Below are 24,656 nucleotides of genomic sequence, written 5' to 3' on the forward strand. Positions count from 1 at the left end.
GCCTCAGGCCTGGTCGAGGCTGTCGCTGACGGCCACCGCGTCGGGCACGCCGAGGACGATGCGCGTGCCGGGCGGTGCAGCCTGCACGAGACGGAGCCGGGCGAGCGCCGGGTGCGCGTCGAGCAGCTTGGCGCCGTTGGCGAGGGAGCGCAGCGCCGCCGTCTCGGCCCGAGCCGCCTCGAGCTGGGCCTCCCCGCGCCGCCGGGCCGTCGCCAGCTCGGCAGCGGCGGCCCGCAGCTCGACGGGCACGATGACGTCCTTGACGACGACCTCGGCCACCTCGGCACCGACGCGTCGGGCGACCTCGGCCGTGGCGGCGGTGATCCGCGCGGTCGGCAGGGCCGCCCCTCGACCGACGAGCTCGTCGGCCGACACCGTCGACAGCGCGTCACGCAGCGCGACCTGGGCGGCGAGGTAGGCGGTGGCCGTCGGCTCGTCGGACACCTCGGCGAACGCGATCGGGTCGCCGACGGCCCAGCGCACGACCGCGGACACGCGCACCGACACACCGTCTGACGTCAGGACCTCCTGCGGGGCGACCTGCGTCAGGCGCTCACGCAGGTCGAGGACCACGAGCCGCTGCCCGCGCAGACGTCGGTGCCGACCCGACGGCAGGACCTGCTGGAGGACGCCGTGACGGTAACGGAGCGCGCAGTGGCGCGGCTCGATCGTGAAGCGGTTCAGGGACATTCGGGCGACCTCCTTCGGGTCGTTCGGTTGGACATGCAATGGCTCGACGGGCCCTGCCGGGTGACGCGGACGCGGACACGTGCGGGTGTCGCCGACCGTGCAGCGCGTGCCGCGGGGGCCGGGCTCGAGGCCCGACCCGCAGGGCGACACCCGGCGGGACACGGTCGACGACACCCTGAGGATTCGAACCTCTGGTGCAGGGCACCGTTACCTGGAGTGGGCGCTTGGACAGAGCGCTGCATCCGTGGGCGGGTCCGACGCGCAGGACCTCCGGTGGCACGCCACCTCGGCTGCTTGCCCGCCCCGTGCCGTCCAAGGATGGCGCGCCCGGTGCCAACCGCACCATTGGTTTTCTCCGGCGCCGGTGTCCACATCCCCTGCAGACCGCGGGCTCTCATCCACAGGCGCCGCCGCGATGGAAGAGCGGTGTCCGCCTGGTGACAGCATGGTGTCTCGACCTGAGGAGGACACATGGGCAAGGCACGGAGAACGGGGCGGCAGCGCACTCGACGCGGCTCGTGCGACCCGCGCCCCGGGTCCACGTTCGGCGCCGGCGACTTCGGCGACCCCGGCGGCGGCCAGGTCGACGCACCGCCGTCGGACGCCGAGGTGCGCGGCGTGCTCTTCGACCTCCTGGGGGAGGCGTTCGACGCCCTGGACGAGCCGGACGAGCATCGGCTGGACCATGTGACGGCCTCGGTCGCCGCGCTGTGCGCTGCGTCGACCACTCGACGCACGGTGGTGCGGACCCTGGTCGACTCGACCGCGGCCGCGACGACTCGGGCGTGGCAGCTGGGCTGGCAGCCCGCGGACGTCCACCGGCTGGTGGGCCGACGGCTCGGTGCCACGGAGCAGGCGGTCGCCGTCGACGCCATGCGTCACGAGCTCGCGCAGTACGCGGCCGCCACCGTCGACCGCCAGTGGTTGTCGCAGCTGAGCGAGCTCGACGAGCGGGGCGATGCACCAACCGCTCCGCCGTCGGTCAGCTGGATCGAGGCCCGGCGAGCCGCTGGGTCCGACTGGTTCACGCTCATGTCGCAGGTCGTCACGGTGCTGCACCTCCTCACCCGACTTCCCGAGCTCGAGCGCCTGACCCCGCTACCCGGGGAGGCACTCCCCCAGCCGCAGGACAGGCACGATGCTGACGCCCCGCCCGCTGCCGACGAGCGCATCCTCAGCCGCGTCCGCATGCTTCTCGCCAAGGCGGAGTCGACGACGTTCGAGGCCGAGGCTGCCACCTTCACCGCCGGCGCGCAGTCACTGATGGCGCGGCACAGCATCGACGCCGCCATCCTCGCCCGGGAGGCGGACCGCCCTGACCGGGACGGCCCCCAGGGCCGGCGCATCGGGGTCGACAACCCCTACGAGGGCCCCAAGGCCGTCCTGCTGCAGGCCGTCGCCTCGGCCAACCGGTGCCGGATGGTCTGGTCGCGCGAGCTGGGCTTCGCCACCGTCGTCGGCTTCGAGGCCGATCTCGAGGCGGTCGAGCTGCTCTTCACCTCGCTCCTCGTCCAGGCGACGCGCACGCTGGCCGCTGCGGGCTCGCGCAGCGACCAGCACGGAGGCAGCCGCACCAGGTCGTTCCGGCAGTCCTTCCTCTCCGCCTTCGCCCACCGCATCGGCGAGCGGCTGCACGAGGCGACGGCCCACGAGGAGGAGGCTGCGGTGGCCGACGGCGCCAACGGTCGTGAGCTGGTGCCGCTCCTCGCCGCCCGCGCGGAGGAGGTCGACGAGGCGCTGAGCACTTGGTTCCCGGAGGTGCGCCAGGCCAGGGTCAGCGCGGCCCGCGACGCCGAGGGCTGGCACCACGGTCGCTCGGCCGCCGACCGGGCGCAGCTCGGGACGGCGCGCAGCCTGCAGGAGCGCTAGGGCCTTGGCTTCGGCTTCGGCTTCCCGACCTTGGGCGGCAGGGTCGCGACGTGGTCGCGCGCGCGGTCGAGCCACGCCGACTGCTCGGTGTCGTCGAGCTCGGGGGGCAGCGAGAGGTAGCCACCCATCGGTCGCCCTTGCGGCCCGAAGGGTCCGCTTCCCGGGAGCGCCCCCAGCTCCTCGAGCCCGGCCGCGTCGAGCTTGACCCCGACGTTCGGTCCGAAGAGCCCAGCGAACATGTTGCCGTTGACGAAGGCGCCGAGGCTGCCGAACATCGGCTTGACCTCGACACCCGGCGCGTCTTTCACCAGCGACCGGAAGTGGGCCTTGGCCTCGTCAGAGTGCTGGGGCATCTGCATGGCTCCATGACACCACCGAACGTTCCGGTACGGGACGCTTCCCCGCCCGGACCGTGAGCGCCTGGCGTCCGCAGGCCGGACGTCGCTCAGGCCGCCTGCGCCTTCGGCTCGCGCACGACCGCGAGGAACACGGCTGCGACGAGCGCCGTGACCCCGCAGATCGCCCAGACGACGAGATAGCCCGCGAGGGACGCATGGGCCGTTGCCTCGGCGTCGACCGTGCCGGTCGAGGCCAGGGCGATCGCGAAGACGCTCGACGCGAACGCACCGCCGATCGTCTTGGTGGTGTTGGTCATCCCCGTCGTCAGACCGGTGTGCGTGGGTGGCGCCTGGGCAGCAGCGGCGGTGGGCAGGCCCGCCACGAGCGCGCCCGAGCCCAGCCCGGCGATGACCATGTTGGTCATCGTCTGGGCGAGCGACGCGTGGAAGGGCAGGAAGAGCAGGTAGCCGACGGCGACGAGCACGGCCGCCGCGACCATCGCCACCCGCGTCCCGGTGCGGTGGGCGAGCAGGTGCAGCAGCAGTGCACCGACCGCCAGCGACAGCACGTAGCCGCCGATGATGATCGAGACCTTGCCGGCGGACGCGCCGAGGCCGTAGCCCGTGACGGCCGGGTCGGTGCGCGCGAAGGTCGACAGCGGGATCTGCGCGCCGAGCACCGAGACCCCGAAGAGGAAGGCCGTCGCCTGCACGGGCCACTGTCCGCGCGCGCCGAGGATGCGGAGGTCGACGAGCGGTTCGGGATGCGCCAGCTCGGCACGGGCGAAGGGCACCAGCGCCGCACCACCGGCGACGACGAGCACCCACGGCCACGGGCTGCCCGGACCGAGGACCCGGAGCATGACGAGGCCGCCCATGACGAGGCCGAGGGCCAGCGTGACGAGCCAGAAGCCGCGCCAGTCGACGGAGCCGTGGGCCAGCACGGGCGACTCCTCGACCCCGAACCAGATCGCCACGAGGGCCAGGGTCACGACGACGGCCGGCAGCGCGAGCAGGGCCGTCATGCCGAGGGACTCGGCCAGCGCACCACTCGTCAGGGCTCCGGCGATGACGCCGAGCTCGAGGCCGGCGACGAGCAGGCCGGCGGCGCCGCGCACGCGGCGCTCGGCGCCTCCGGTGCGGCGGTGGATGATCGCGACCTCCATCGGTAGCCACACGACGTAGAAGCCCTGGACGGCCCACGCCACGAGGAAGAGCCCGAAGCTCGGCGCGAACGCGACGCCCCACGACGCGAGCGCGGTGACGACCGTCGAGAGGAGCAGCACCTTGCGGTGGCCGATGAGGTCACCGAGCCGAGCGAGGAGCGGCACGACGAGGGCCGACACGATGAGCTGCGCGGCCTCGAACCAGTTGACGTCGGCGTCCTTGATCGAGAGGTGCCGCGCGATGTCGGTGAAGATCGGGGTGTAGTAGCCCTGCAGCACCCCACTCGCGAGCTCGACGCAGATGAGGAAGCCGACGACCTTGGTGATCGGGCTTCGAGCCACGGCCCGGGCGGCGTCGGAGACGGCCGTGCTGTCTGACATGCGGATCCTGTTCTCTCTCGGTCTTGGTCGACTAGAGCTGTTCGATGAGGCGGCGGTACCACGCGATGCCGTCGTGGAGGTCGTCCACGCCGATGCGCTCGTCGACACCGTGGATCGACGCACGCTGGGCGTCGGTCATCCGGAACGGCGTGAAGCGGTAGACGCGCGGCCACACGCGGTGGAAGTGCCGTGAGTCCGTGGCCGCGAGCATGACGTAGGGCACCGCGACCGTCCCCGGGAAGACCTCCCCGAGCGTCGACTCGAGGAGGGCGTATGCCGCGTCGTCCGTCGGCGACACCGGGCTCGGTTCGTCGCCGCTGACCAGTGTCACCTCGACGTAGGGGTCCTTGACGGTGCGACGGATCCGCTCGATCGCCCCGTCGACGGTCTCGCCCACCATGACCCGCATGTTGACGTGGGCGCGGGCCGTCGCGGCGATGACGTTCGCCCCCGGCGAACCCGAGAGCTGGGTGACCGCGACGGTCGTCCTCGTCAGGGCCGCGGTCTCGTGCCCGAGCCGCGGAAGGACCCGGGAGAGGACCGGGCGAAGGCGGCGCGCGTGACCGAAGACGGCGGCATACGGCATACGCGCGTGGGCTCCGGCGCGTTCGAGCATGTCGACGGTGGCATCGGGCAGGTGGCTCGGGAACGGCCTCCGTTCCAGCCGCAGGATCGCGCGGGCGAGCCGACTCGTCGCCCCCATCCGGCGCGGAGCCGAGGCGTGGCCGCCGTCGCCGCGCGCGGTGAGGTCGACGTCGACCGTGCCCTTCTCGGAGACACCGATGACGGCCATGGGTGCGTCGACGCCGGGCAGCACACCCTCCACGATCGCTCCGCCCTCGTCGATGACGAACCACGGCTCGACGCCTCGTTCGCGCAAGATCGCGACGGCGTCCCTGGCGGCGCGTCCCGAGACCTCCTCGTTGCAGCCGAACGAGAGCCAGACGTCCCGCCCCGGGGTGACGCCGTCGGCGATGAGGTCCTCGACCGCCTGGCACGTCGCGACGAGAGACCCTTTGCAGTCGAGCGCCCCACGGCCCCAGACGTGCCCGTCTGCAAGGTCCGCGGCGAAGGGCGGATGGGTCCACGCCGAGGCGTCGTCGACGGGCACCACGTCGAGATGCGCCATGAGCACGACCGGCGCCTCCTGCGTGCGGCCGGGCCAACGCACGAGCAGCGCGTCGCCGCTGATCCGTTGCACGTCGCACGTCGCGTGCAGGCGGGGGAAGCGGGCACGCAGCTCGACCAGGAGCGCGTCGAAGGCCGCCCGGTCCTCGTTGCCGGGATCCCAGTCCGACACGGTCGGGATGCGGATGAGCGCCCGCAGCGCCTCGACGGCAGCCTGGTCCCCGTTCATGGCCCGGAGCGTATGCCACGCTGACCACATGGACTACGGGCACGAGCTGCAGTTCGGGGTGTTCGCGAGCCCCGAGGCGTCACGCGCACACGCGACGCTGGAGCTGGGGCAGCTCGCCGACGTCTCGGGCCTCGACCTCTTCACGGTCCAGGACCACCCGTACAACGCCAAGCACCTCGACACCCTGACCCTGCTCACGGCGGTCGCGACGCGGACCAACGCGATCCGCGTCGCGGCCAACGTCGCCAACCTGCCGCTGCGTCCACCCGTGGGGCTCGCCAAGCAGGTGGCCACCCTCGATGTCCTCAGTGGCGGACGCGCCGAGCTCGGCCTCGGCACCGGCGCCTTCTGGGACGCGGTCGTGGCCGCCGGTGGCGAGCGCCGCACGCCTCGGGAGGCGGTCGACGCCCTCGTCGAGGCGGTCGGCATCATCCGGGGCGTGTGGGGCCAGGACCCCGACGATCCCGGCGCCCGGTCGCTGACGGTCCAGGGAGCGCACTACTCCGTCACCGGGATGCACGCCGGCCCCTTCCCCGTGCACCACGTGGAGATCTGGCTCGGGGCCTACAAGCCGCGGATGCTGGGCGTCACCGGCCGGGTTGCCAACGGGTGGCTGCCGAGCCTGGGGTATGCCGCTCCAGAGGCCCTGCCTGGGATGAACGCAGCGATCGACGCGGCAGCCGAACGGGCTGGGCGAGGACCTCAGGCGATCCGACGGATGTACAACATCTTCGGCCGGTTCGGCTCGGGCGGCGGCTTCCTGCGCGGCACGGCCGACGAGTGGGCCGAGCAGCTCGCCGAGCTCGCCCTCACCGCAGGGATGAGCACCTTCATCCTGGGCACCGACGACCCCGACGTGCTCCGCCGGTATGCCGTCGAGGTGGCTCCCGCGGTCCGCGAGCTCGTCGACGCCGAGCGCAGTCGCCGCGCAGCCGGTTCCCAGCCACCGGTTCCCACCGAGGCGGCGCCTGAGGCGGCACTCGAGGCGGCGCTCATGGGGGTCCGCGAGACCCACGCTGACCGCGCCCCGCTCACCGTCCGGGCGACGCCCGACGACGGCACGCGGCTCAGCGCGACGCTGCCGTGGCGCGAGGACGACCGCCCGGTGACCACGAAGCCCGGCGACGCGGCATACTCCCCGTCGGAGCAGGCGGTCCCGCAGCACCTCGTCGACGTGCACGACCACCTGCGGGGCGAGCTCGCCCAGCTGCGCGACATCGTCGGCCAGGTGCGATCCGGGGCGATGTCGACCGGCGCCGCCAGGTCGGTCATCAACACGATGGCGATGCGGCAGAACAACTGGACCCTCGGCGCCTACTGCGAGACGTACTGCCGGCTCGTCACCGGGCACCACACCCTCGAGGACCGGAGCATCTTCGTCCACCTGCGCGGTGCCCAGCCCGACCTCGCCCCGGTCATCGACCGGCTCGAGCAGGAGCACCACGTCATCGCCGACGTGCTCGAGCAGGTCGACGACGCGCTCGTCGGGCTCGTCGGCACCGAGGCCCACGGCCGGTCCGGGCAGGAGGCCCTGGACGAGGTCCAGCGCGCCCTCGACCTGCTCACCGACACCCTCCTGTCACACCTGGCCTACGAGGAGCGCGAGCTGATCCACCCGCTCGCGCTCCACGGGTTCGGCTGAGCCACCAGGGGTTCAGGCCGGGTTCGCGGCGGCTCCGTGCTCGAGCGCCTCGACGACGGCGCCGCAGAAGTCGGGCAGGTCGTCAGGGTTGCGGCTCGTGATGAGGTTGCCGTCGACGACGAGGGACTCATCGACCCACTCGCCTCCGGCGTTGCGCAGGTCGGTCTGCAGGCTCGGCCACGACGTGAGACGTCGGCCCTTGACCACGTCGGCCTCGATGAGGGTCCACGGTGCGTGGCAGATGGCGGCGACCGGACGACCCGAGGCGATGAAGTCACGCACGAGGGCGACCGCGTCGTCATGGGTGCGCAGGTTGTCGGGGTTGGCGACACCACCGGGCAGCACGAGTGCGTCGAAGTCCTCGACCTTCGCGTCGGCGACGGTCACGTCGACCTGCTTGGTGTCGCCCTTGTCGAGGTGGTTGAACATCTGCACCTCGCCCGCCTCGGGGCTGACGACGAAGGCCTCGTGCCCGGCGTCGGTCACGGCCTTCCACGGCTCGGTCAGCTCGACCTGCTCGATACCCTCGCTCGCGACGAGAAATGCGACTCGCTTGGCCACGTGGCCCTCCTCTGCTCGCCCACGTCGGGGCGCTCGGTTGTCCAGGACTGTCTCCTCGCCCCTACCCGCCCGGCCACCGCATCTCACCCGAGGCTCGACACCGGGCGCGCTCGACACCTGCGACGGTTAGGGTCGGCCCATGGCCAAGGACCTCGTGGTTCCGCTCGCGCCGAACGTCTGGCGCATCCCCCTCGTGCGCGACCTCGTCAACGGCTTCATCCTGCGCGACGACGACGGCCAGGTGACCCTCGTCGACATGGGCCTGAAGAGCTCGGGCCCCAAGGTGATCGCGGCGCTGGACGCCGTCGGGGCCGCGCCGTCCGACGTCACGCGCCTGCTGCTGACCCACGCCCACCCCGACCACGCCGGCGGGGCTGCCCACGTGGCCCACAAGACCGGCCGCGGCTTCACCATCCACCACGACGACGCGGCCTACGCCGCCGAGGGGTCCTCTCCGCCGCGTGACCGCAGCTTCCTGCTGGGACGGCTCTTCGACCGGTTCTCCCGGCCGGGCCGCGACTTCGAGCCGCTGACCGTCGAGCGCGAGATGGTCGACGGGGAGGTGCTGCCGATCGCCGGTGGGCTGCGCGTCGTGCACACGCCTGGGCACTCCCCCGGGCACGTGTCGCTGCTCCACGAGGAGTCGCGCACGCTCATCACGGGAGACGCGATCTTCAACGTCCTGGGGCTCCGCTGGCCCGTCAAGGCGTTCTGCACCGACTTCCGCATGACGCAGCGAACGGCCCACCTGCTCGGTGAGCTCGACTACGACGTCGCCGCCTTCACGCACGGCGCCGAGCTGCGCGACCGCCCTCGCGAGGCGATCCGCCGCTTCCTGTCGCACGGCGCGACACCGTCCGACTGACGCGGGACACTGATCCACAAGGCCATCCACAACTGTGGACAGACCTTGGACACCGAGCAGGGCAAGTGGGTAAGGGGCACGAGTGACGAACTTCGGATACACCCTGATGACCGAGCAGAGCGGCCCCAAGGACCTGGTGCGGTGGGCCGTGCAGGCCGAGGCGGCCGGCTTCGACTTCGAGGTCTCGAGCGACCACTACTCGCCCTGGCTCACCGAGCAGGGCCATGCGCCGTATGCGTGGTCGGTGCTCGGCGCCGTCGCCCAGGCCACCGAGCGCGTCGAGCTCATGACCTACGTGACGTGCCCGACGATGCGCTACCACCCCGCCGTCATCGCCCAGAAGGCTGCGACGATGCAGTTGCTCGCGGACGGCCGCTTCACCCTCGGCGTGGGCAGTGGCGAGAGCCTCAACGAGCACGTCGTCGGCGAGGGATGGCCCGGCGTCGTGACGCGCCAGGAGATGCTCGTCGAGGCCATCGAGATCATCCGCAAGCTGCACTCGGGCGAGCTCGTCACGCACCACGGTGAGTACTTCGACGTCGACTCCGCCCGGGTGTGGGACCTGCCCGACATCCTCGTGCCCGTGGCTGTCGCGGTGAGCGGTGACATGTCGATCGAGCGGCTCGCCCCGCTGGCCGACCACATGATCGCCGTCCAGCCGGACGCCGAGCTCGTCGACACCTGGAACCGCACCGAGGGCGCCGAGCGCATCGGCACCGGAGCGCGGGCCATCGGCCAGATCCCGATCTGCTGGGATCCCGACGAGGACGCAGCAGTGGCCCGCGCGCACGAGCAGTTCCGGTGGTTCGGCGGTGGATGGTCGGTCAACTCCGACCTTCCCACGCCCGCCGGGTTCGCCGGGGCGACGCAGTTCGTCCGGCCCGAGGACGTCGCCGACTCGATCGCGTGCGGTCCCGACCTCGACCGGATCGTCGAGGCCGTGAGCGCCTACTGGGAGGCCGGCTTCACCGACATCGCGCTGGTGCAGGTCGGCGGGGACGCCCAAGAGCGCTTCCTCGACGAGGCCGCGGGACCGCTGCTCGAGAAGCTGCGCGCAGCGGCGGGCTGAGGCGTCCGGCCGTCACGCCACCTGACGGTCGGCGCCCTTGGCACCCTCGGCGCGCTCGGCCAGCAGGCGCTCGCGACGCTTCGTGATGTCCGCACACTCGAGGCAGACCTCCTCGGGGATGACACCGAGGCGCATGAGGCCCGAGAAGAGGATGCAGCCCACGCAGATGCCGAAGACCGACTCGAGCGCCGGGAAGACCACCATGACGACGCCGATCAGGACGACACCCACGACGGCGCCCGACGAGCCCGTGACCAGGCTAAGCACCCAGAGGGCGGTCGCGGCGACCGTCAGAGCCGCACCGATGGTCGCCGCGAACCGCTTGGGCGGGCCCGCCGTGGGCCGCTTGGGCGCGGAGACGGCGGGTCGGATCCACCGCTGCACGAGCCGGGCGACCGGGCTGGCCGAGGGTCCGAGCGCTGCCCGGAGCGTGAAGTCGACCGCCAGGACGGCATAGAGCCACCACTGCGAGGTGGCCAGCGCGATGACACCGACGACGAGGACGACAGCCGCGATGAGCCGGACGGTGACGTCGTCGACGACGGCGGGGAAGCGCGAGGAACTCATCCACACATTATTGACGGCATAAGGTCTGGTTATGCAAGTCGTCTCGCGATGTGAGGCGTCCCCGACCCCCTCAGCGGGCACGGAGCACCCGCGCCGCGACGACAGCGCACACCGCGAAGATCGCAGCGCCCGTACCGGCGACCACGCCCAGGCTCATCGTGAAGGCGCCCTGTGCGGCGGTCACGAGGTCGTGCCCAGCCGCCGCCGGCAGCGACGTCGCCGCGCGCAGGGCGCCGGCGAGGGAGTCGAGCGCGGCGGTCGTGGCGTCCCCGGCATGCACGGCGGCATACGGCCCGAGCTGGTCCCGGTAGACGAAGGTCGCGAGCGACCCGAGACCGGCGATGCCGACCGCGATCCCGAACTCCCCAGAGGTCTCGGACATCGACGCGACCGAGCCGGCACGCTCCGGCGGGGCGGACTGCATCATGACGCCCATCGTCAGCGTCGACGGGAGCATGATCCCGAACGATGTCAGGCACATCCCGAGCACGAGCAGCCCCAGCCCCTGCGCCGGGCCGACCCGCGTGTAGAGCACGAGACCGGCGGCGCAGACCAGCAGGCCGGTCGCCATCGTGCGGCCCGTGCCCCATCGCTGGGCGATCCGTGCCGAGGACGCCGACCCGACGAGCAGGGCGACGTTAGCCGGGAGCATCCACAGGCCGGCCCCCAGAGGGTCGAGACCCGCGACGAGCTGCAGCCACTGGGAGCTGAGGAACGAGACCCCGGCCATGACGACGCCGCTGACGAGCATCACCGCGAGCGCCGTCGAGAAGGCACGGCTCCGGAAGAGCGCCAGGTCGACGAGCGGGTTGGCGATGCGCCGCTGTCGGCGGACGAACACGATGCCCAGGAGTGCCCCGGCCCCCATCGTCATCAGGGCCGTCGGGGTGCTCCCACCGCGGGCGATCTCCTTGAAGCCGTGGATGACCGGCAGGATCGTCGCCAGCGACAGGATCGAGCTGACGACGTCGACCCTCGCGCCGGCATGCCGCTCGGACTCCGGCAGCACCCGGCGCCCGACGACGACGAGCAGCAGCATGAACGGCACCCCGAGCAGGAACGCAGAGCCCCACCAGAAGTGCTGCAGCAGGAGACCGCCCACGAGCGGGCCGACGGCCATGCCGCCCATGAAGCACGAGTACCAGACGCCGATCGCCGCCATCATCTGCTTCTCGTCGGTGAAGATCGTGCGGATGAGCCCCATCGTCGACGGCATGAGGGTGGCCCCGGCGATGCCGAGCACCGCTCGCCAGAGGATGAGCTGGCCGGGGCTCGAGGAGTAGGCCGCCGCGGCGCTCGCGAGACCGAAGGCGACCGCGCCGGCCAGGAGCAGCCGCTTGCGGCCGATGCGGTCGCCGATCGCGCCCATCGTCACGAGGAACCCGGCCAGCACGAACGAGTAGATGTCGAGCATCCACAGCTGCTGCGTCGTGCTCGCGCCGAGGTCGGCGGAGAGCTCGGGCAGCGCGAGGTAGAGCACGCTGACGTCCAGCGACAGGAGCAGGGCCGTCAGGGCGAGGACGGCGAGGGCGAGCCACCGGCGCCGCACCGGCAGGCCGGCGGGGGTCGCGGTTGGGGCTGAGGTGGACCGAGTCTCGGCGGGTGTCGTCATGCCCCTACGTCGAACGGGTCCGGGCCACCTCGACACGGCCACGCGGAATCGGTGTCGGCCACGCGGCATACGCTGACGGCATGGCTCTACACATCGGTGCGCACGTCGACCAGGAGGACCCGATCGCCGAGGCGAAGGCACGCGGGGCGTCCCTCTCGCAGCTCTTCCTCGGTGACCCGCAGAGCTACAAGGGCCCGGTCATCCGGTATGCCGGTGGCGCGGCCGCGCTCAAGGCCGACGCCGAGGCCGCGGGCATCGACCTCTACGTCCACGCGCCCTACCCGATCAACGTCGCGAGCCTCAACAACCGCATCCGCATCCCCGGCCGCAAGCTGCTCCAGCAGCACCTGACCGCCGCTGCCGAGATCGGCGCCAAGGGCGTCATCGTCCACGGCGGCCACCTCGGCGCCGACGAGGATGCCGCGAAGGGCTTCGACAACTGGCGCAAGTGCATCGACGGGCTCGAGCTCGCCGTGCCGCTCCTCATCGAGAACACCGCTGGCGGGGACAATGCGATGGCCCGCCGGCTCGAGGCCATCGCCCGACTCTGGGACGCCATCGGTTCGGCGGCCGGCAGCGAGCACGTCGGCTTCTGCCTCGACACCTGTCACGCGCACGCCGGTGGCAACGACCTCGGCACGGTCGTCGACGAGGTGCGCGCCATCACCGGCCGCATCGACCTCGTCCACGCCAACGACTCGCGCGACGAGTTCGACTCGGGCGCCGACCGGCACACGAACTTCGGCTCGGGACACATCGCCGGCGACGCGCTGGCCGGTGTGATCCGCGCCGCAGGGGCGCCCGTGGTGTGCGAAACCCCCGGCGGAGTCGAGGGTCAGACCGCGGACATCGCATGGTTGCGGGCGCAGGTCGACTGATTCCGTCGTTCCCAGCAGCCTCCCAGGATTTCCTGACCGGCTCTTTACCCAACGGGCCCCCGCGGGCACCTAGGTTACTCAGGGGCCGCGTTCGGGTCGTCGACGATGCCGTTCCGACGCTCCCGCTCACGAACGCCGCGTCCCGCCATCCCCTCCTCGGTGGCGGGCCGCGGCGTTCGCGCGTCGGCCATCCGGTCGGCGAGGAGCACCGCGACGCGCAGCTGCTCGGCGCTCGGCCGCACGACGTGGGTCGAGGCCGTCACCCGGAAGTGACCGACGACGTCTGCGCCGCGACGCACGACGACGGCCGCATAGCCGTCAGTCGGCAGTCCGACCCGCTCCACGGGCAGTCGACGCCCTCCCGCCGTGACCTGGCCGTCCGCGTCGACGACGGCGTCGTTCCAGCGCGGGTGGCCGGGCTCCCACGTGCACTGGTCGGCGCCCAACACCGTCGTGATGGCCCTCGCGATGGCGGTGGACCGGGCCTGCTCGGTCGTGTCGGGCGGCAGGTCGAGCAGGTGGGTCAGGCCCGAGATGTAGCCCTCACGGCGCTGGGCCACGGCCTGCTGCCGCCGACCCCAGAGCGCGATCTCCGTGACGGCGAGCCCGACCACCACGAGGGCGACCGCGAGCTGGAGGTCGCTGTCGCGGTGGATCGAGAGCGAGTAGTAGGGCTCGGTGAGGAAGAAGTCGAAGCTCCCGGCGGCGGCGAGGGCAGCCACGACCCCGGCGACACGGTCGCCCGTGGCGGCCGCGGCGACCACCGGGAGGACGAGCACCATCGCCGCGGTGCTCGGGTCCATGGCATCGCGGAGCAGACCGAGGACGGCGCCGACGACGATCGGCAGGAGCAGGGAGCCCCACCGCATCATCGAGCGGTGGGCGGTGAGCCAGTCGTTCGTCATGGCATCAACGCAACACCCACCGGCGGTGGAGCGTCAGCAGTTCGACGCATCCTGATGCGATCTTGACGTCGTCCTGATGGGACCCGGCTCGAGGTACCCGGTTCGTCGACGGGTCGGGAACGTTCAATCCCAACGGCGTCAGGGCCGATATCGTCCCGCTCATGCTGAGCACCTCGACCTTCACGACGTCCGACTTCGACGTCACCGACTACGTCCCCGACGTCACGACGGCACTCCCGACCGGTCACCTGCGGATGCGCAAGACGTATGCCGGCGACGTCGTCGGGCGCAGCGTCACGCAGTTCACGTCGGCCTTCGACCAGACCACCGGCGTCGGCACCTACGTCGCGATGGAATCCTTCGAGGGCGCGGTGGCCGGGCGCCACGGGGCCTTCAACTTCGTGCACGCAGCCTCGACGAGCGGCGCGGACCGGGCCGACGAGTACGGCCTCATCGTGCCGGGCAGCGGCACCGACGAGCTGACCGGTATCGCGGGGACCGTGCGCCTGCACATCGACGACGACGGCACGCACCGCATGGACTTCGACCACAACCTCGGCTGACACGGCCGCACGCCCGGCGCCGGACGGTCGAGGGGCCACGGACCGGGTGTTGCAACCCGGCCCGTGGCCCGTCCACAGGGTGCGTGGGGGCGTGTCCCCCGCACCGCATTCGCGGCTAGCCGACCGCGACCTTCAGCGACGCGAGCACGTCGGACCGGGAGTCGGACACGAGGACCCGCACCGTGTAGGTGCCGGCGGTCGCCCAGGTGTGGCCGCCCTTGACGGTGGCCGTGCCGTCCGGGGCGGTCGTCACGGTCGCGTCCTCCGTCACGGTGCCGTCGCCCCACTGGACCCGGGCCGTGTAGCCGGTCGACGCAGGGACGCCGCCGGTGGCCGTGCCGAGCGTGACGTCGGTGGCCGTGCCGGTGGCCGCCGTGGTGTCGGCGGCCGCCGCGACCTCGAGGGCCGAGCCGTTGTCGGCCACGGCGAAGACGTGGATCCGTCCCGCCGACGCCGGGTCACCGGTCTGCGTCGGCAGCGTCACCGACTCGACCGTCTTGCCGGCCGGCACCGTGAGCGGCGCCGTGGCGAAGAGCTTCACCTGGCAGCCGTCCGTGCCGGTCCCGTTGAGGCGGTAGCCCATCTGGATGGCGACGACGTTGCCGAACTGGGGCGAGCCGCACCAGTCGCCGTACTGCACCTTGTAGCTCGTGCTCGAGCCGTCGGTGAAGTTGACGGTGGCCGTCGTGTCCTGGTTCTTCTGCGTGGCCGTCCCGATGAGCGACAGCTTCGTCGCGCCCGGGGCGAGGGTCACCGGCAGGGTCTGACCCGCGCCGGTGGCGTTGTCCTTCTCGCCGACCGGGATGCCCGGCATCGAGAACCGGAGGTCGGTGCCGGGCACCGTGAGCAGCTTGCCCGGGACCCCGCCTGCGGCGACGAGCGCCTCACGGGACAGGCCCGCCCGGTCGCCGTCGCACGGGACCGAGTCACCCACGTTGCCGAAGCACACGGAGTCGAACCCGGCGGCATACGCCGGTGTCGACATCTGGTGCACGGTCGCAGCACCGAGGGCCGAGCCGCTGTCGTTCGCCGTGGTGACGGTGACCTTGGGCTGGTACGGACCCGGCTCGGCCCACGTGTGGGTTCCGCGGATCGTGAACGACCCGAGGTCCCCTGCCTCGATGGTGCCTGCCGAGCTCGTGCCGTCACCCCAGGTGATGGTCGCCTTGGCCGTGGCCGACGGGTCCTGACCCTGGCCGACACCGCCCGAGAAGGTGCCCACCGTGCCGGACCAGGCGGTGTCCTCGGCGACCTCGAGCGACTCGGCGGCCGAGACCTTGATGCCGGTGTTCTGCGCCTTGGAACCGTCGGTGAGCAGCTCGAGCTCGGACAGGTTCGGGGCCGCGCCACCGGCCGTGGCCGTGACCACGAGGCGGTAGGACGTGAACGTGCCCGTGTGCGCCATCTCGAACGGGCGCGTCTGCACCCGCCACGGGAAGACCTGACCCGTGCGCTCATCGAGCGTCTGCCACGTCTTGCCGTCGTCCTTGCTGCCCTCGAGGCGCCACGCCGACGGGTCGCCGGCCTTCGGTCCCGAGGTGACGGTGTACCAGGTGGCCCGCTGACCGACACCGGAGAGGGCGAAGGTCACCGAGGGCGTGGCCGAGGTGAAGGCCACCGAGGTGCGCGACGTGTTGTCGAAGAGCGCCTTGGCGTCGTCGCCCGACGCGAGGTCGGTCGCCGTCGCGGTGCCACGACCCGGGCCGGTCGCGTCCTTGAGCGGCTGGGGCGCCTCGGTGCCCTGCGTCAGCGAGGGCGGGGCGTCCTGGGCGCGGGAGCCGAAGTCCGAGGGCTTGGCACCCATCGCGAAGTCGACCGTGGTCGGGCCCGCGATCTCGTCCTGGCTGATCGAGACGCTCTTGTGCTTGGCGCCGTTGACGGTGACGCCCTGGACGTAGATGTTCTTCTCCGAGTTGCCCGGGGCGTTGACGACGAGGTCACCCTGGGTGCGCTTGACCCGAACCTGCTCGAACTTCGGCGAGCCGATGGCCCAGTTGGCCGATCCGACCTGCAGCGGGTAGATCCCGAGAGAGGACAGGACGTACCACGCCGACATCTCGCCGTTGTCCTCGTCGCCCGGGTAGCCCTGCCCGATCTCGCCGCCGACGTAGAGGCGACGCATGATCTCGCGGACCTTCTCGGCCGTCTTCCACTGCTGGCCGGTCCAGTCGTACATGTAGGCGATGTGGTGGCTGACCTGGTTGCTCTGGCCGAGCTGACCCATGCGGACGTCGCGGGCCTCGAGCATCTCGTGGATGACGCCGCCGTAGCCGCCGGGCTTCGTCGCCGTCTCGGGCGTCGAGAAGAACGTGTCGAGCTTCTTCGCGAGCGCGTCCCGGCCGCCGTAGAGGTTGGCGAGGCCGTTGCCGTCGAACGGCGCGTGGAAGGCGAAGTTCCAGGCGTTCGTCTCGGTGTAGTCGCCGCCCCAGTCCTCGGGGTCGAAGCTCGTCGGGAAGCTCCCGTCCGCCCCGCGGCCCTGGAAGAAGCCGACCTTCGGGTTGAAGAGGTTGCCGTAGTGCGTCGACCGCTCGAGGAAGTACTTCGACTCCTCGGTCAGCTGGGCACGGCGCGCCTCCGGCGTGGCGGGGTCCTTGGCGAGCTTGGCCGCCATGGTCCCGATGCCGAAGTCGTTGACGAGGCCCTCGAGGCCCCACGACACGCTCTCCCCGGTGTTGGTGCTCGTGTAGCCGAGGAAGGTGGAGGTGTCGAGGCCCTTGCGACCGACCGCGCTCGACGTCGGGAGCACCGTGGCGTTCTTCACGGCCGCGTCGTAGGCCGCGAGCGGGTCGGGCAGCTTGACGCCCTTGGCGTAGGCGTCGGCGAACGCCACGTCGGAGCTCGTGCCGGTCATCAGGTCGGCGTAGCCCGGCGAGCTCCACCGAGCGACCCAGCCGCCGTCGCGGTACTGCTGCACGAAGCCGTCGGCGATCTCTGCGGCGACCTCCGGGTAGAGCAGGCTGTAGGCCGGCCACACCGTGCGGTAGGTGTCCCAGAAGCCGTTGTTGACGTAGATCTTGCCGTCCTTGACCGCGGCGTTGGTCGTCGTGGCCGTGGCCGAACCGCTCTTGTCCGCAACCGGGCTCGCGTACTGGTAGCGCGGAGCCGCAGCCGTGCCGGTGTTCTCGAACTGGCTGTTGGGGTAGAGGTTGAGCCGGTAGAGGTTGGAGTAGAGCGTCGTGCGCTCGGAGTCGTTCGCACCCTTGACGTCGACGACCCCGAGACGGCCGTTCCAGGCCGCCTTGGCGCCGGCGCGGACCGCGTCGAAGTCGCGGCTCGCCAGCTCGAGGGCATGGTTCTTCTTCGCCTGGTCGAGCGAGATGAACGACGTCGAGAGCTTGAGGGTGACCTGCTTGTCCGAGCTGGTGTCGAAGGTCGCGTAGCGCGTGCCGGTGTGACCGTTCGGCGCGGTGCCGACCGCCGTGGCGGGTCGGTCGAACGTGCCGTAGACGAACATCCGGCTGCGGCCGGCGGACAGGCCGCTGCCGTTGTCGACCCAGCCGGTCATGGTGCCGGTGGCCGCGTCGACGGTGAAGGTGCCGTTGTTGTCGATGGTGTCGACGACGAGGTGTCCCTTGCTCGCCGAGGCGGGGAAGGTGAACCGGTAGACGCCGCCGTGGTCGGCCGGGGCCGTCTCGGCGGTGAGACCGCCGGCGAGGGCGACCTTGTAGTAGTCCGGGTGGGCCACCTCGGTGGCGTGGTCGAAGGCGAGGCCACGCCCGGACGCGCTGCCCGTCGGGGTGCCGGTCGCGATGGACGGCATGACCGACATCTGGTTGCGGTCACCCATCCACGGGCTCGGCTCGTGCGAGACCGCAAGTCCTTGCAGCACAGGGAGGTTCGCCGCGTTGTTCTGCGACTGGTAGTAGTACTCCCACGACTGCGAGGTGGCGTTGGTCACCGGGGTGAAGAACGTGAAGCCGTTGGGCACCGCGCTGATCGGCAGGTTGTTGCCGCGCGAGAAGCCGCCCGACGCGTTGGTGCCGCGCCGCACGTCCACGTAGTTCGTCAGGTCCGCGCCGTCGACGACCGCCGGGGTGGCCTGGACCGAGACGTCGTCGATCCACCCACCGAAGCGGGTGTCCTTCGTCGCGCCACCGGTGTTGTCGTAGCCGACGAGGACCCGGTCGATGGTCTTCCCGGCGGCGACCTTGCCGACGTCGAGCGAGACCGCGTTCCACTGGTTGGCGTAGAGGATCTTGCCCTTGCCCTGGCCGCTGGGGCTCGCGGCGACTCCGTGCTGGTCGTCGGCGCCGAGGTCGGAGAGGTAGGTGCCGTCCGTGAAGCGGACGTCGAGGGCGGCATACGTCGACGGGTACTCGAGGTCACCGGCGATCATGTCGGGGAAGATCTTGTAGCTGAGCCGGGTCTGCGGCGTCACGGGGAGGTCGACGTCGAAGAGCCGGTTCCACGCGTAGCCACGGCCGTCCGCGATGTGACCGCCGGAGTAGCGCAGCGCCTTGACCCCGGTCCAGCCCACGAGCGGCTTGATGTTGAAGCCGGAGATCGGGCCGGAGCCGACGACCGTCCGCATCGGAGTGGCGGGGCCGGAGCCGGTGCTGCCGTCCGAGAGGTCCCAGTCGGCGAGCTGGACGATGCCGCCGGAGTGGATGGCCGTCACGTTGAGCCGGTAGTAGGCGTACGTCCCCGGCGTCGTGACCTCGAAGGTGCGCTTGGCGAAGCGACCCGAGAAGTCGATGCCGGTCCGGCGGTCGAGGTCGGTCCACGTGGTGCCGTCCGTCGACCCCTGGAGGGTGAAGTCCTTGGGATCACGCTCCGGCGAGTCGTTGGCCGACGTCAGCGAGTAGCGCACCGCCTTGGCCGGGGTGCCGAGCTGGTAGCGCACCCATGCCGTCGAGGCGAAGGCGAGCCACTTGCTGTCGGGGTTGGCGTCGGCGAGGTTGGCCGCGACCTCACCGGGAGTGTTCTCCGCGCTCGCCGTGACGCCGACGACCGAGCCGAGCAGACTGCCGTCGGCGCTCGCGGTGCCCGAGACGTTCTGCTGCCGCGGACCGCTGGCCCCGGTCTCGACCGTCGAGAGCTCGGGCTGGGGCTGACCGGCCTCGAACGAGGTCGAGAAGTCACCCGCACCGGCATCGGCGGCGGGTGCTGACAGCGGCGCCGCGGCAGTGCTGCCGAGGGCGTTCGCGTGGGCGGGACCGGCGACCGCACCCGCGGTCGACGTGGCCAGGACTGCCAGGGCGATGACGCCTCTGTGGATCCCGGATCTCATGGACATGGTGCCTCCGTGCTCGTCGTTGAGCCGTGCTGAAGTGAGCTGCTGATGTGGGCTGCTGGAGAGTCGGCGCCGGCGACCCCGAGCCGCGACCGACCCCGCGAGACTCGCCGCACCGGACAAAGGGCGTCAACAGCCCGAAGCGATCCTGTCCGGTCAGGACATCGGATCGGACAGAACTGGGTCCTACGGCAGCCCCGTCGCCCTCCCGCGTTGCACATCCGAGCGCTCCGTGGTCAGACTGCGGGCATGACAGCGTTGTCTGACCACCGGACAGCCGTGCGCCCGACCATGGCCGACGTCGCCGCCGAGGCCCACGTCTCGGTCAAGACGGTCTCGCGCGTGGTCAACCACGAACCGGGCGTGCGACCCGACACCGCCGAGCGGGTCAGGGCCGTCATCGAACGACTCGGCTTCCGTCGTCATGACGGCGCCCGCCTCATGCGCCAGGGGCGGACGTTCACCATCGCCCTCGTCGTCGAGGACCTCGCCAACCCCTTCTACTCCCAGGTCGGGGCGGCCGTCGAGCGCGAGGCACGCATCCGTCAGCACCAGCTCATCACCGCCTCCGCCGAGGGGTCGCCGTCGCGTGAGAGAGCCGTCATCGAGGCCCTCGTCAACCGGCGGGTCGACGGCATCGTCGTCGTCCCTGCCGACGAGGGCGCGTCGTCGGACGCCGTCCTCGAGGCGAGCCACACCCCGATCGTCTACATGGACCGCCCGGTCCGCGGCACCCCTCGCGACACCATCCTCAGCGACAACCACGGCGGCATCCGCAGCGCCGTCGAGCACCTCGTCGCGCACGGCCACCGCAACATCGCGTTCTACGGCGACGACCCGGCGTTCTGGACCGCACGGCAGCGGCGCGACGCCTTCGTCGCGACGCACCAGGGCCTCGGTCTGCCCAGCAGCCCGCGCGTCTCGATGGGACCCCACACCTCCGGTTCCGTTCAGGAGACCCTCATCCCGTGGTCCAAGGGGCCCGAGCCGATCACGGCGGTCATCACGGGAAACAACCGCATCACCCTCGCTGTGCTGCTCGCCCTGCGCGAGCTGCGCCTGCCGCTGTCACTCGTCGGGTTCGACGACTTCGAGCTCGCCGCGCTCATCGACCCTCCCGTCACGGTCGTCCACCAGGACCCGGCGGCCATGGGTCAGAAGGCGGCCCAGCAGCTCTTCGCCCGCCTGCTCGGCGACGAGTCGCCGGCCCAGACCGTCGTCATGCCGACCCGGCTCATCGTGCGCGCCTCGGGCCTGCGACGCGCGGCCCTCAACCGATGACCCCGAGCCCTCCCCCGCCCCCACCCAAGGAGCACCAGCCCGTGTCCGAGACGACCGTGTCCGACCCGACCCGCCTGCCGAGCCACCTGCCGCTCAACACACCACACCGGTTCTACTGTGGCGGGCAGCGGATCCTCGCGTTCCGCGGGCTGGACGTGCCTCCGGACTTCGACGACCACAGGCCGGAGGACTGGCTGGCGTCGACGACCAGGCTCTTCGCCGAGGGCGGCGACGGCGTCACCGTCCTGGACGACGGCACCAGACTCCCGGACGCTCTGGCCACCGACCCCGACCACTGGCTCGGCCCCGACCACGTCGCCGCGCACGGCGTCGAGCCGGGACTGCTGACCAAGCTGCTCGACGCGGGCGAGCGCCTGCCGGTCCACTCACACCCCGACCGTGCCTTCGCGGCGGCGCACCTCGACTGCGACCACGGCAAGACGGAGGCGTGGATCGTCCTCGATGCCGAGCCCAGCGCCTGCGTCTGGCTCGGCTTCCGCGAGGAGCTGCCGCCCGACGAGCTCGCGACCCTCGTCGAGGCCCAGGACGAGCGGCTCCTGGCCGCCCTCAACCGGATCGAGGTCGCTCCGGGCGACGCCCTGCTCGTGCCCGGCGGACAGCCCCATGCCATCGGCGAGGGAGTCTTCGTCCTCGAGCTGCAGGAGCCTACCGACCTGTCGGTCATGCTCGAGCACCGCCGTTTCGGCCTCGAGGAGGCGCACGCCTTCCTCGGCCTCACGGTCCCCCGCGCCCTCGAGAGCGTCGACCGGGGTCCGTTGACCGCCGAGGGCCTTGCGGCCCTGCGCCGTCGGTGGACCGACGTCACGGGCGTCGGCCACGCGCTGCCCGAGGAGGCCGCGGCGTTCTTCCGCGCCGAGGTGCTGAGGGCGACGTCCGACGCCCCCGCAACGGGCGGAGCGGCCTTCGCCGTCGTCGTCGCGGTCGCGGGCAACGGCGTCCTGACGACGGGCACCGACGCGACGGGCACGGACGCGACCGAGACGGTGTCACCCCGCACCACCGAGGTGGCACGGGGCGACGTGCTGCTCGTGCCCTACGGCGCCGGTGACGTGCGCCTCGAGGGCGACGTCACCGTCATCCGCTGCATGCCGCCGGTCTGACCTCAGTCAGTCGTGCGCCGGACGAAGGCCCGGACGGCGAGCGGAGCCACCACACCGGTGATGAGCACCGACCAGATCACCGTGGTCAGCACGGGGTGCTGGAGCGGGAGCGCCGCATCGGCCGGCGCCGGCGGGACGTTGCCCCACAGCTCACGCATCGCCTGGACGAGCGAGCTGATCGGGTTCCACTCGGCGACGGTGCGCAGCCACGGCACCATGCCCTCGGTCGGCGCGAAGGTGTTGGCGAGGAAGGTGACCGGGAAGATCGTCGTGAACATCAGTCCGTTGACCGCCTCGGGCGAGCGCATCGAGGATCCGACGAGGACGCCGATCCAGATCATGGCGAAGCCGAAGAGCAGCAGCAGGCCGAAGGCCAGCAGCGCCTCGCCGACGCTGCCGCGGATGCGCCAGCCGATGGCGAGGCCGGTGACCGACATGACGAAGATGCCGATGCTCGAGTGGATCAGGCTGTAGATGCTGCGCCCGACGAGCACGGAGGACCGGGCGATGGGCAGCGACCGGAACCGGTCGATGATGCCCTTGCCGAGGTCCATGTTGAGGCCGATGGCGACGATGAACGAGGCGAAGGCCATCGTCTGGGCCATGATCCCGGGCAGCAGCCACTCGCGGTAGGACCCGCTGTCGGTCTGGATCGAGCCGCCGAAGACGAAGGCGAAGAGCAGCACGAACATCACCGGCTGGATGGTGACGTCGGTGAGCATCTCCGGCTGGCGCTTGATGTGCTTGAGGTTGCGCCAGACCATCATGGCGATCTGCCGCAGCCGGCCGGGCGGCTCGTAGTCGTGCGGCGCGGGCCGCGACGACGTGGGGGCGCTGACGGTGCTGACGGTGCTGGCGGGGGCGACGGTCCGGTCGGTCATCGGGACTCCTCGGCGAGGGCGGAGCTGGTGTCGGCGGCCTCATCGGGGTCCGGGGTGTCGGACTCGGCGCGGTGCCCGGTGAGGCTGAGGAAGACGTCATCGAGGCTCGGGCGCTGCAGGCCGAGGTCGTCGAGCACGATCTCGCTGCGCTCGAAGACCGCTGCCACTCGGGTCATGTCGTGCAGTCCCTCGGCGGGAGCCGTGAGCCGCCGGGCCGGCACGTCGACGTGGACGCCCTCGACGTGCGAGGCGAGCAGGGCTCGTGCGGCCTCGACCTGGTCGGCGTGCGAGACCGTGAGGACGATCGCGGCCTGGCCCGACTGGTCCTTGAGCTCGAGCGGCGTGCCCTCGGCGATGATCCGGCCGTGGTCGATGACGACGATGCGGTCGGCCAGCTGGTCGGCCTCCTCGAGGTACTGCGTCGTGAGCAGCAGCGTCGTCCCGTCGCGGACGAGCCCGCGCAGGACGTCCCACAGCTCGACGCGGCTGCGGGGGTCGAGGCCGGTCGTGGGCTCGTCGAGGAAGAGCACGGGCGGGGTCGCGATGAGGCTGACGGCGAGGTCGAGCCGGCGGCGCATGCCGCCGCTGTAGTCCTTGACGACCTTGCTGCCCGCGTCGGTGAGCGAGAAGCGCTCGAGCAGCTCGTCGGAGAGGCGGCGGACCTCACCCTTGGGCAGCCCGTAGAGCGAGCCCATGAGCCGGAGGTTCTCGCGGCCCGTGAGCAGCTCGTCGACGGTGGCGGCCTGGCCGGTCAGTCCCATGCTGCGCCGGACCAGCTCGGGCTCGCGCGCGACGTCGTGGCCGGCGACCCGGGCCGACCCGCTCGTCGGGCGGCTCAGGGTCGTCATCATGCGGACGGTGGTGGTCTTGCCGGCGCCGTTGGGGCCGAGCAGACCGAGGACCGTGCCCTGCGGCACGGAGAAGCTGACGTCGTCGACGGCGGTCATGTCGCCGAAGCGTTTGACGAGGTGCTCGGCCTCGATGGCCGGCCCCGTGAACCGGTCGCGCACAGCCGGCGCGTCGGTGGTGATGGTCATCTGGAAGCTCCCCTGTGTGACGTGCGTGAGGGTGTGAGTTGCGGCGTGCGACGAGCGTAGACGTCGCCACCGACAGCCTCGGCGACGAAGTGCACGCCGTCAACATTTTTCTCCTCAACCACCGCCCCAGCGTGCCGGGCCCACGCATACGCCCGCGAGTTCGCCCACGGCGTACGCCCTCGGTGACCTCTCGGGGCTCCCTCCGCACGCTCCCGTGCGACGCTGGACGCACGCACCCAGATCGGAGACGGCCATGACCCAGATCGCCCCGCGCCCGCGCCCCGGCGTCCGCACCCCGCTCCTGCGTGAGGTCTACGGCCGGTTGCTGCGCGGCCTGCGCACCCGCCAGGGCCGCACGCTCGCCGAGGTCGCCGCCCGTGCCGGCATCTCGGTCGCCTACCTCTCCGAGGTCGAGCGCGGTCTCAAGGAGCCCTCGTCCGAGGTGCTCGAGGCAGTGTGCGTCGCACTTGGCTCGAGCATCACCGGCCTCGTCGGCGCCGCGCACCGCGAGCTGCGCGACCTCACCGACGGCCCGGCGGCCACGGGGCGCGTCCTCGACCTCACCTCACGCGTCGGGTCGAGCATCGCGGCTCCCGCCGACGCGACGACGGGGCCGGTGCTGCTCGTCGCGTGAGCAGCA

20 protein-coding genes are annotated in these 24,656 nt (G+C 71.6%); 9 read left to right on the top strand and 11 right to left on the bottom strand.

Annotated features, from left to right (window positions below; all coding sequences use genetic code 11):
- Window positions 1-3 precede the first annotated feature (3 nt).
- The gene (locus ABD831_RS03515; RefSeq protein ID WP_344941563.1) at window positions 4-690 is read right to left on the bottom strand and encodes an SPFH domain-containing protein; all 687 of its coding nucleotides are present in this window, start codon (window positions 688-690) and stop codon (window positions 4-6) included.
- 471 nt (window positions 691-1,161) lie between these two features.
- Between ABD831_RS03515 and ABD831_RS03520 the strand changes: the two genes are divergently transcribed.
- Window positions 1,162-2,559, top strand: a complete 1,398-nt coding sequence (locus ABD831_RS03520) for a DUF2786 domain-containing protein (RefSeq protein ID WP_344941566.1) — start codon at window positions 1,162-1,164, stop codon at window positions 2,557-2,559.
- On the opposite strand, the gene ABD831_RS03525 is transcribed toward ABD831_RS03520, so the two are convergent.
- The 3 genes from ABD831_RS03525 to ABD831_RS03535 all read right to left on the bottom strand — a co-directional run bounded on the left by ABD831_RS03525 (window position 2,556) and on the right by ABD831_RS03535 (window position 5,801).
- A complete protein-coding gene (locus ABD831_RS03525; RefSeq protein WP_344941569.1) occupies window positions 2,556-2,918 on the bottom strand; it encodes a TfoX/Sxy family protein in 363 nt (120 codons plus the stop codon). The two genes, ABD831_RS03520 and ABD831_RS03525, sit on opposite strands and share 4 nt — an antisense overlap.
- Window positions 2,919-3,004: 86 nt before the next feature.
- On the bottom strand, window positions 3,005-4,444 hold the full coding sequence (locus tag ABD831_RS03530) for an MFS transporter (protein WP_344941572.1): 1,440 nt from the start codon (window positions 4,442-4,444) through the stop codon (window positions 3,005-3,007).
- 31 nt (window positions 4,445-4,475) lie between these two features.
- The gene (locus ABD831_RS03535; protein WP_344941574.1) at window positions 4,476-5,801 is read right to left on the bottom strand and encodes a M20/M25/M40 family metallo-hydrolase; all 1,326 of its coding nucleotides are present in this window, start codon (window positions 5,799-5,801) and stop codon (window positions 4,476-4,478) included.
- 28 nt (window positions 5,802-5,829) lie between these two features.
- Between ABD831_RS03535 and ABD831_RS03540 the strand changes: the two genes are divergently transcribed.
- Window positions 5,830-7,443: an LLM class flavin-dependent oxidoreductase gene (locus ABD831_RS03540; RefSeq protein ID WP_344941578.1), complete on the top strand. Its 1,614-nt coding sequence runs from the start codon at window positions 5,830-5,832 to the stop codon at window positions 7,441-7,443.
- A 12-nt stretch (window positions 7,444-7,455) separates the two neighbouring features.
- Here the strand turns inward: ABD831_RS03540 and ABD831_RS03545 are convergent, their stop codons facing one another.
- Window positions 7,456-8,004 carry a type 1 glutamine amidotransferase domain-containing protein gene (locus ABD831_RS03545; RefSeq protein WP_344941581.1) on the bottom strand — a complete coding sequence of 183 codons (549 nt, stop codon included), beginning with the start codon at window positions 8,002-8,004 and terminating at the stop codon, window positions 7,456-7,458.
- 139 nt (window positions 8,005-8,143) lie between these two features.
- On the opposite strand from ABD831_RS03545, the gene ABD831_RS03550 reads away from it, so the two are divergent.
- Together ABD831_RS03550 and ABD831_RS03555 are read left to right on the top strand one after the other, a co-directional pair.
- Entirely contained in the window at window positions 8,144-8,869 is a 726-nt protein-coding gene (locus ABD831_RS03550) for an MBL fold metallo-hydrolase (RefSeq protein WP_344941584.1), read from the top strand.
- Window positions 8,870-8,951: 82 nt separating this feature from the next.
- Complete coding sequence (locus ABD831_RS03555; RefSeq protein ID WP_344941587.1) at window positions 8,952-9,938, top strand: LLM class F420-dependent oxidoreductase; 987 nt, start codon at window positions 8,952-8,954, stop codon at window positions 9,936-9,938.
- 12 nt (window positions 9,939-9,950) lie between these two features.
- Here the strand turns inward: ABD831_RS03555 and ABD831_RS03560 are convergent, their stop codons facing one another.
- Together ABD831_RS03560 and ABD831_RS03565 are read right to left on the bottom strand one after the other, a co-directional pair.
- The gene (locus ABD831_RS03560; protein WP_344941590.1) at window positions 9,951-10,505 is read right to left on the bottom strand and encodes a DUF4395 domain-containing protein; all 555 of its coding nucleotides are present in this window, start codon (window positions 10,503-10,505) and stop codon (window positions 9,951-9,953) included.
- A 70-nt stretch (window positions 10,506-10,575) separates the two neighbouring features.
- On the bottom strand, window positions 10,576-12,117 hold the full coding sequence (locus tag ABD831_RS03565) for an MFS transporter (RefSeq protein WP_344941593.1): 1,542 nt from the start codon (window positions 12,115-12,117) through the stop codon (window positions 10,576-10,578).
- Between the two features lie 80 nt (window positions 12,118-12,197).
- Between ABD831_RS03565 and ABD831_RS03570 the strand changes: the two genes are divergently transcribed.
- A complete protein-coding gene (locus tag ABD831_RS03570) occupies window positions 12,198-12,995 on the top strand; it encodes a deoxyribonuclease IV (protein ID WP_344941596.1) in 798 nt (265 codons plus the stop codon).
- Window positions 12,996-13,069: 74 nt separating this feature from the next.
- Here ABD831_RS03570 and ABD831_RS03575 read toward each other — a convergent pair whose 3' ends face one another.
- Window positions 13,070-13,900: a DUF4118 domain-containing protein gene (locus ABD831_RS03575; protein WP_344941600.1), complete on the bottom strand. Its 831-nt coding sequence runs from the start codon at window positions 13,898-13,900 to the stop codon at window positions 13,070-13,072.
- Window positions 13,901-14,061: 161 nt separating this feature from the next.
- On the opposite strand from ABD831_RS03575, the gene ABD831_RS03580 reads away from it, so the two are divergent.
- Window positions 14,062-14,463 carry a DUF3224 domain-containing protein gene (locus tag ABD831_RS03580; protein WP_344941603.1) on the top strand — a complete coding sequence of 134 codons (402 nt, stop codon included), beginning with the start codon at window positions 14,062-14,064 and terminating at the stop codon, window positions 14,461-14,463.
- Between the two features lie 115 nt (window positions 14,464-14,578).
- On the opposite strand, the gene ABD831_RS03585 is transcribed toward ABD831_RS03580, so the two are convergent.
- The gene (locus tag ABD831_RS03585; RefSeq protein WP_344941605.1) at window positions 14,579-19,699 is read right to left on the bottom strand and encodes a GH92 family glycosyl hydrolase; all 5,121 of its coding nucleotides are present in this window, start codon (window positions 19,697-19,699) and stop codon (window positions 14,579-14,581) included.
- Between the two features lie 246 nt (window positions 19,700-19,945).
- Here ABD831_RS03585 and ABD831_RS03590 point away from each other — a divergent pair, with 246 nt between their 5' ends.
- Together ABD831_RS03590 and ABD831_RS03595 are read left to right on the top strand one after the other, a co-directional pair.
- On the top strand, window positions 19,946-20,977 hold the full coding sequence (locus ABD831_RS03590) for a LacI family DNA-binding transcriptional regulator (protein ID WP_344941608.1): 1,032 nt from the start codon (window positions 19,946-19,948) through the stop codon (window positions 20,975-20,977).
- A gap of 41 nt (window positions 20,978-21,018) precedes the next feature.
- Window positions 21,019-22,098, top strand: a complete 1,080-nt coding sequence (locus ABD831_RS03595) for a class I mannose-6-phosphate isomerase (protein ID WP_344941611.1) — start codon at window positions 21,019-21,021, stop codon at window positions 22,096-22,098.
- A gap of 2 nt (window positions 22,099-22,100) precedes the next feature.
- On the opposite strand, the gene ABD831_RS03600 is transcribed toward ABD831_RS03595, so the two are convergent.
- The gene (locus tag ABD831_RS03600) at window positions 22,101-22,979 is read right to left on the bottom strand and encodes an ABC transporter permease (protein ID WP_344941614.1); all 879 of its coding nucleotides are present in this window, start codon (window positions 22,977-22,979) and stop codon (window positions 22,101-22,103) included.
- The gene (locus ABD831_RS03605) at window positions 22,976-24,016 is read right to left on the bottom strand and encodes an ATP-binding cassette domain-containing protein (protein WP_344941617.1); all 1,041 of its coding nucleotides are present in this window, start codon (window positions 24,014-24,016) and stop codon (window positions 22,976-22,978) included. The genes ABD831_RS03600 and ABD831_RS03605 overlap by 4 nt, the downstream gene beginning before the upstream one ends.
- Before the next feature lie 253 nt (window positions 24,017-24,269).
- Between ABD831_RS03605 and ABD831_RS03610 the strand changes: the two genes are divergently transcribed.
- The gene (locus ABD831_RS03610; RefSeq protein ID WP_344941620.1) at window positions 24,270-24,650 is read left to right on the top strand and encodes a helix-turn-helix domain-containing protein; all 381 of its coding nucleotides are present in this window, start codon (window positions 24,270-24,272) and stop codon (window positions 24,648-24,650) included.
- Window positions 24,651-24,656: the final 6 nt, after the last annotated feature.

Origin of the sequence: Terrabacter ginsenosidimutans, from assembly GCF_039539425.1 — a bacterium.
Taxonomy (GTDB): Bacteria; Actinomycetota; Actinomycetes; order Actinomycetales; family Dermatophilaceae; genus Terrabacter; species Terrabacter ginsenosidimutans.

Coding starts and splice junctions, on each gene's coding strand:
- ABD831_RS03600 (WP_344941614.1), bottom strand. CDS start 22,979: ATGACCGACCGGACCGTCGCCCCCGCCAGCACCGTCAGCACCGTCAGC.
- ABD831_RS03535 (WP_344941574.1), bottom strand. CDS start 5,801: ATGAACGGGGACCAGGCTGCCGTCGAGGCGCTGCGGGCGCTCATCCGC.
- ABD831_RS03540 (WP_344941578.1), top strand. CDS start 5,830: ATGGACTACGGGCACGAGCTGCAGTTCGGGGTGTTCGCGAGCCCCGAG.
- ABD831_RS03520 (WP_344941566.1), top strand. CDS start 1,162: ATGGGCAAGGCACGGAGAACGGGGCGGCAGCGCACTCGACGCGGCTCG.
- ABD831_RS03605 (WP_344941617.1), bottom strand. CDS start 24,016: ATGACCATCACCACCGACGCGCCGGCTGTGCGCGACCGGTTCACGGGG.
- ABD831_RS03570 (WP_344941596.1), top strand. CDS start 12,198: ATGGCTCTACACATCGGTGCGCACGTCGACCAGGAGGACCCGATCGCC.
- ABD831_RS03530 (WP_344941572.1), bottom strand. CDS start 4,444: ATGTCAGACAGCACGGCCGTCTCCGACGCCGCCCGGGCCGTGGCTCGA.
- ABD831_RS03550 (WP_344941584.1), top strand. CDS start 8,144: ATGGCCAAGGACCTCGTGGTTCCGCTCGCGCCGAACGTCTGGCGCATC.
- ABD831_RS03515 (WP_344941563.1), bottom strand. CDS start 690: ATGTCCCTGAACCGCTTCACGATCGAGCCGCGCCACTGCGCGCTCCGT.
- ABD831_RS03565 (WP_344941593.1), bottom strand. CDS start 12,117: ATGACGACACCCGCCGAGACTCGGTCCACCTCAGCCCCAACCGCGACC.
- ABD831_RS03610 (WP_344941620.1), top strand. CDS start 24,270: ATGACCCAGATCGCCCCGCGCCCGCGCCCCGGCGTCCGCACCCCGCTC.
- ABD831_RS03590 (WP_344941608.1), top strand. CDS start 19,946: ATGACAGCGTTGTCTGACCACCGGACAGCCGTGCGCCCGACCATGGCC.
- ABD831_RS03575 (WP_344941600.1), bottom strand. CDS start 13,900: ATGACGAACGACTGGCTCACCGCCCACCGCTCGATGATGCGGTGGGGC.
- ABD831_RS03580 (WP_344941603.1), top strand. CDS start 14,062: ATGCTGAGCACCTCGACCTTCACGACGTCCGACTTCGACGTCACCGAC.
- ABD831_RS03585 (WP_344941605.1), bottom strand. CDS start 19,699: ATGTCCATGAGATCCGGGATCCACAGAGGCGTCATCGCCCTGGCAGTC.
- ABD831_RS03525 (WP_344941569.1), bottom strand. CDS start 2,918: ATGCAGATGCCCCAGCACTCTGACGAGGCCAAGGCCCACTTCCGGTCG.
- ABD831_RS03560 (WP_344941590.1), bottom strand. CDS start 10,505: ATGAGTTCCTCGCGCTTCCCCGCCGTCGTCGACGACGTCACCGTCCGG.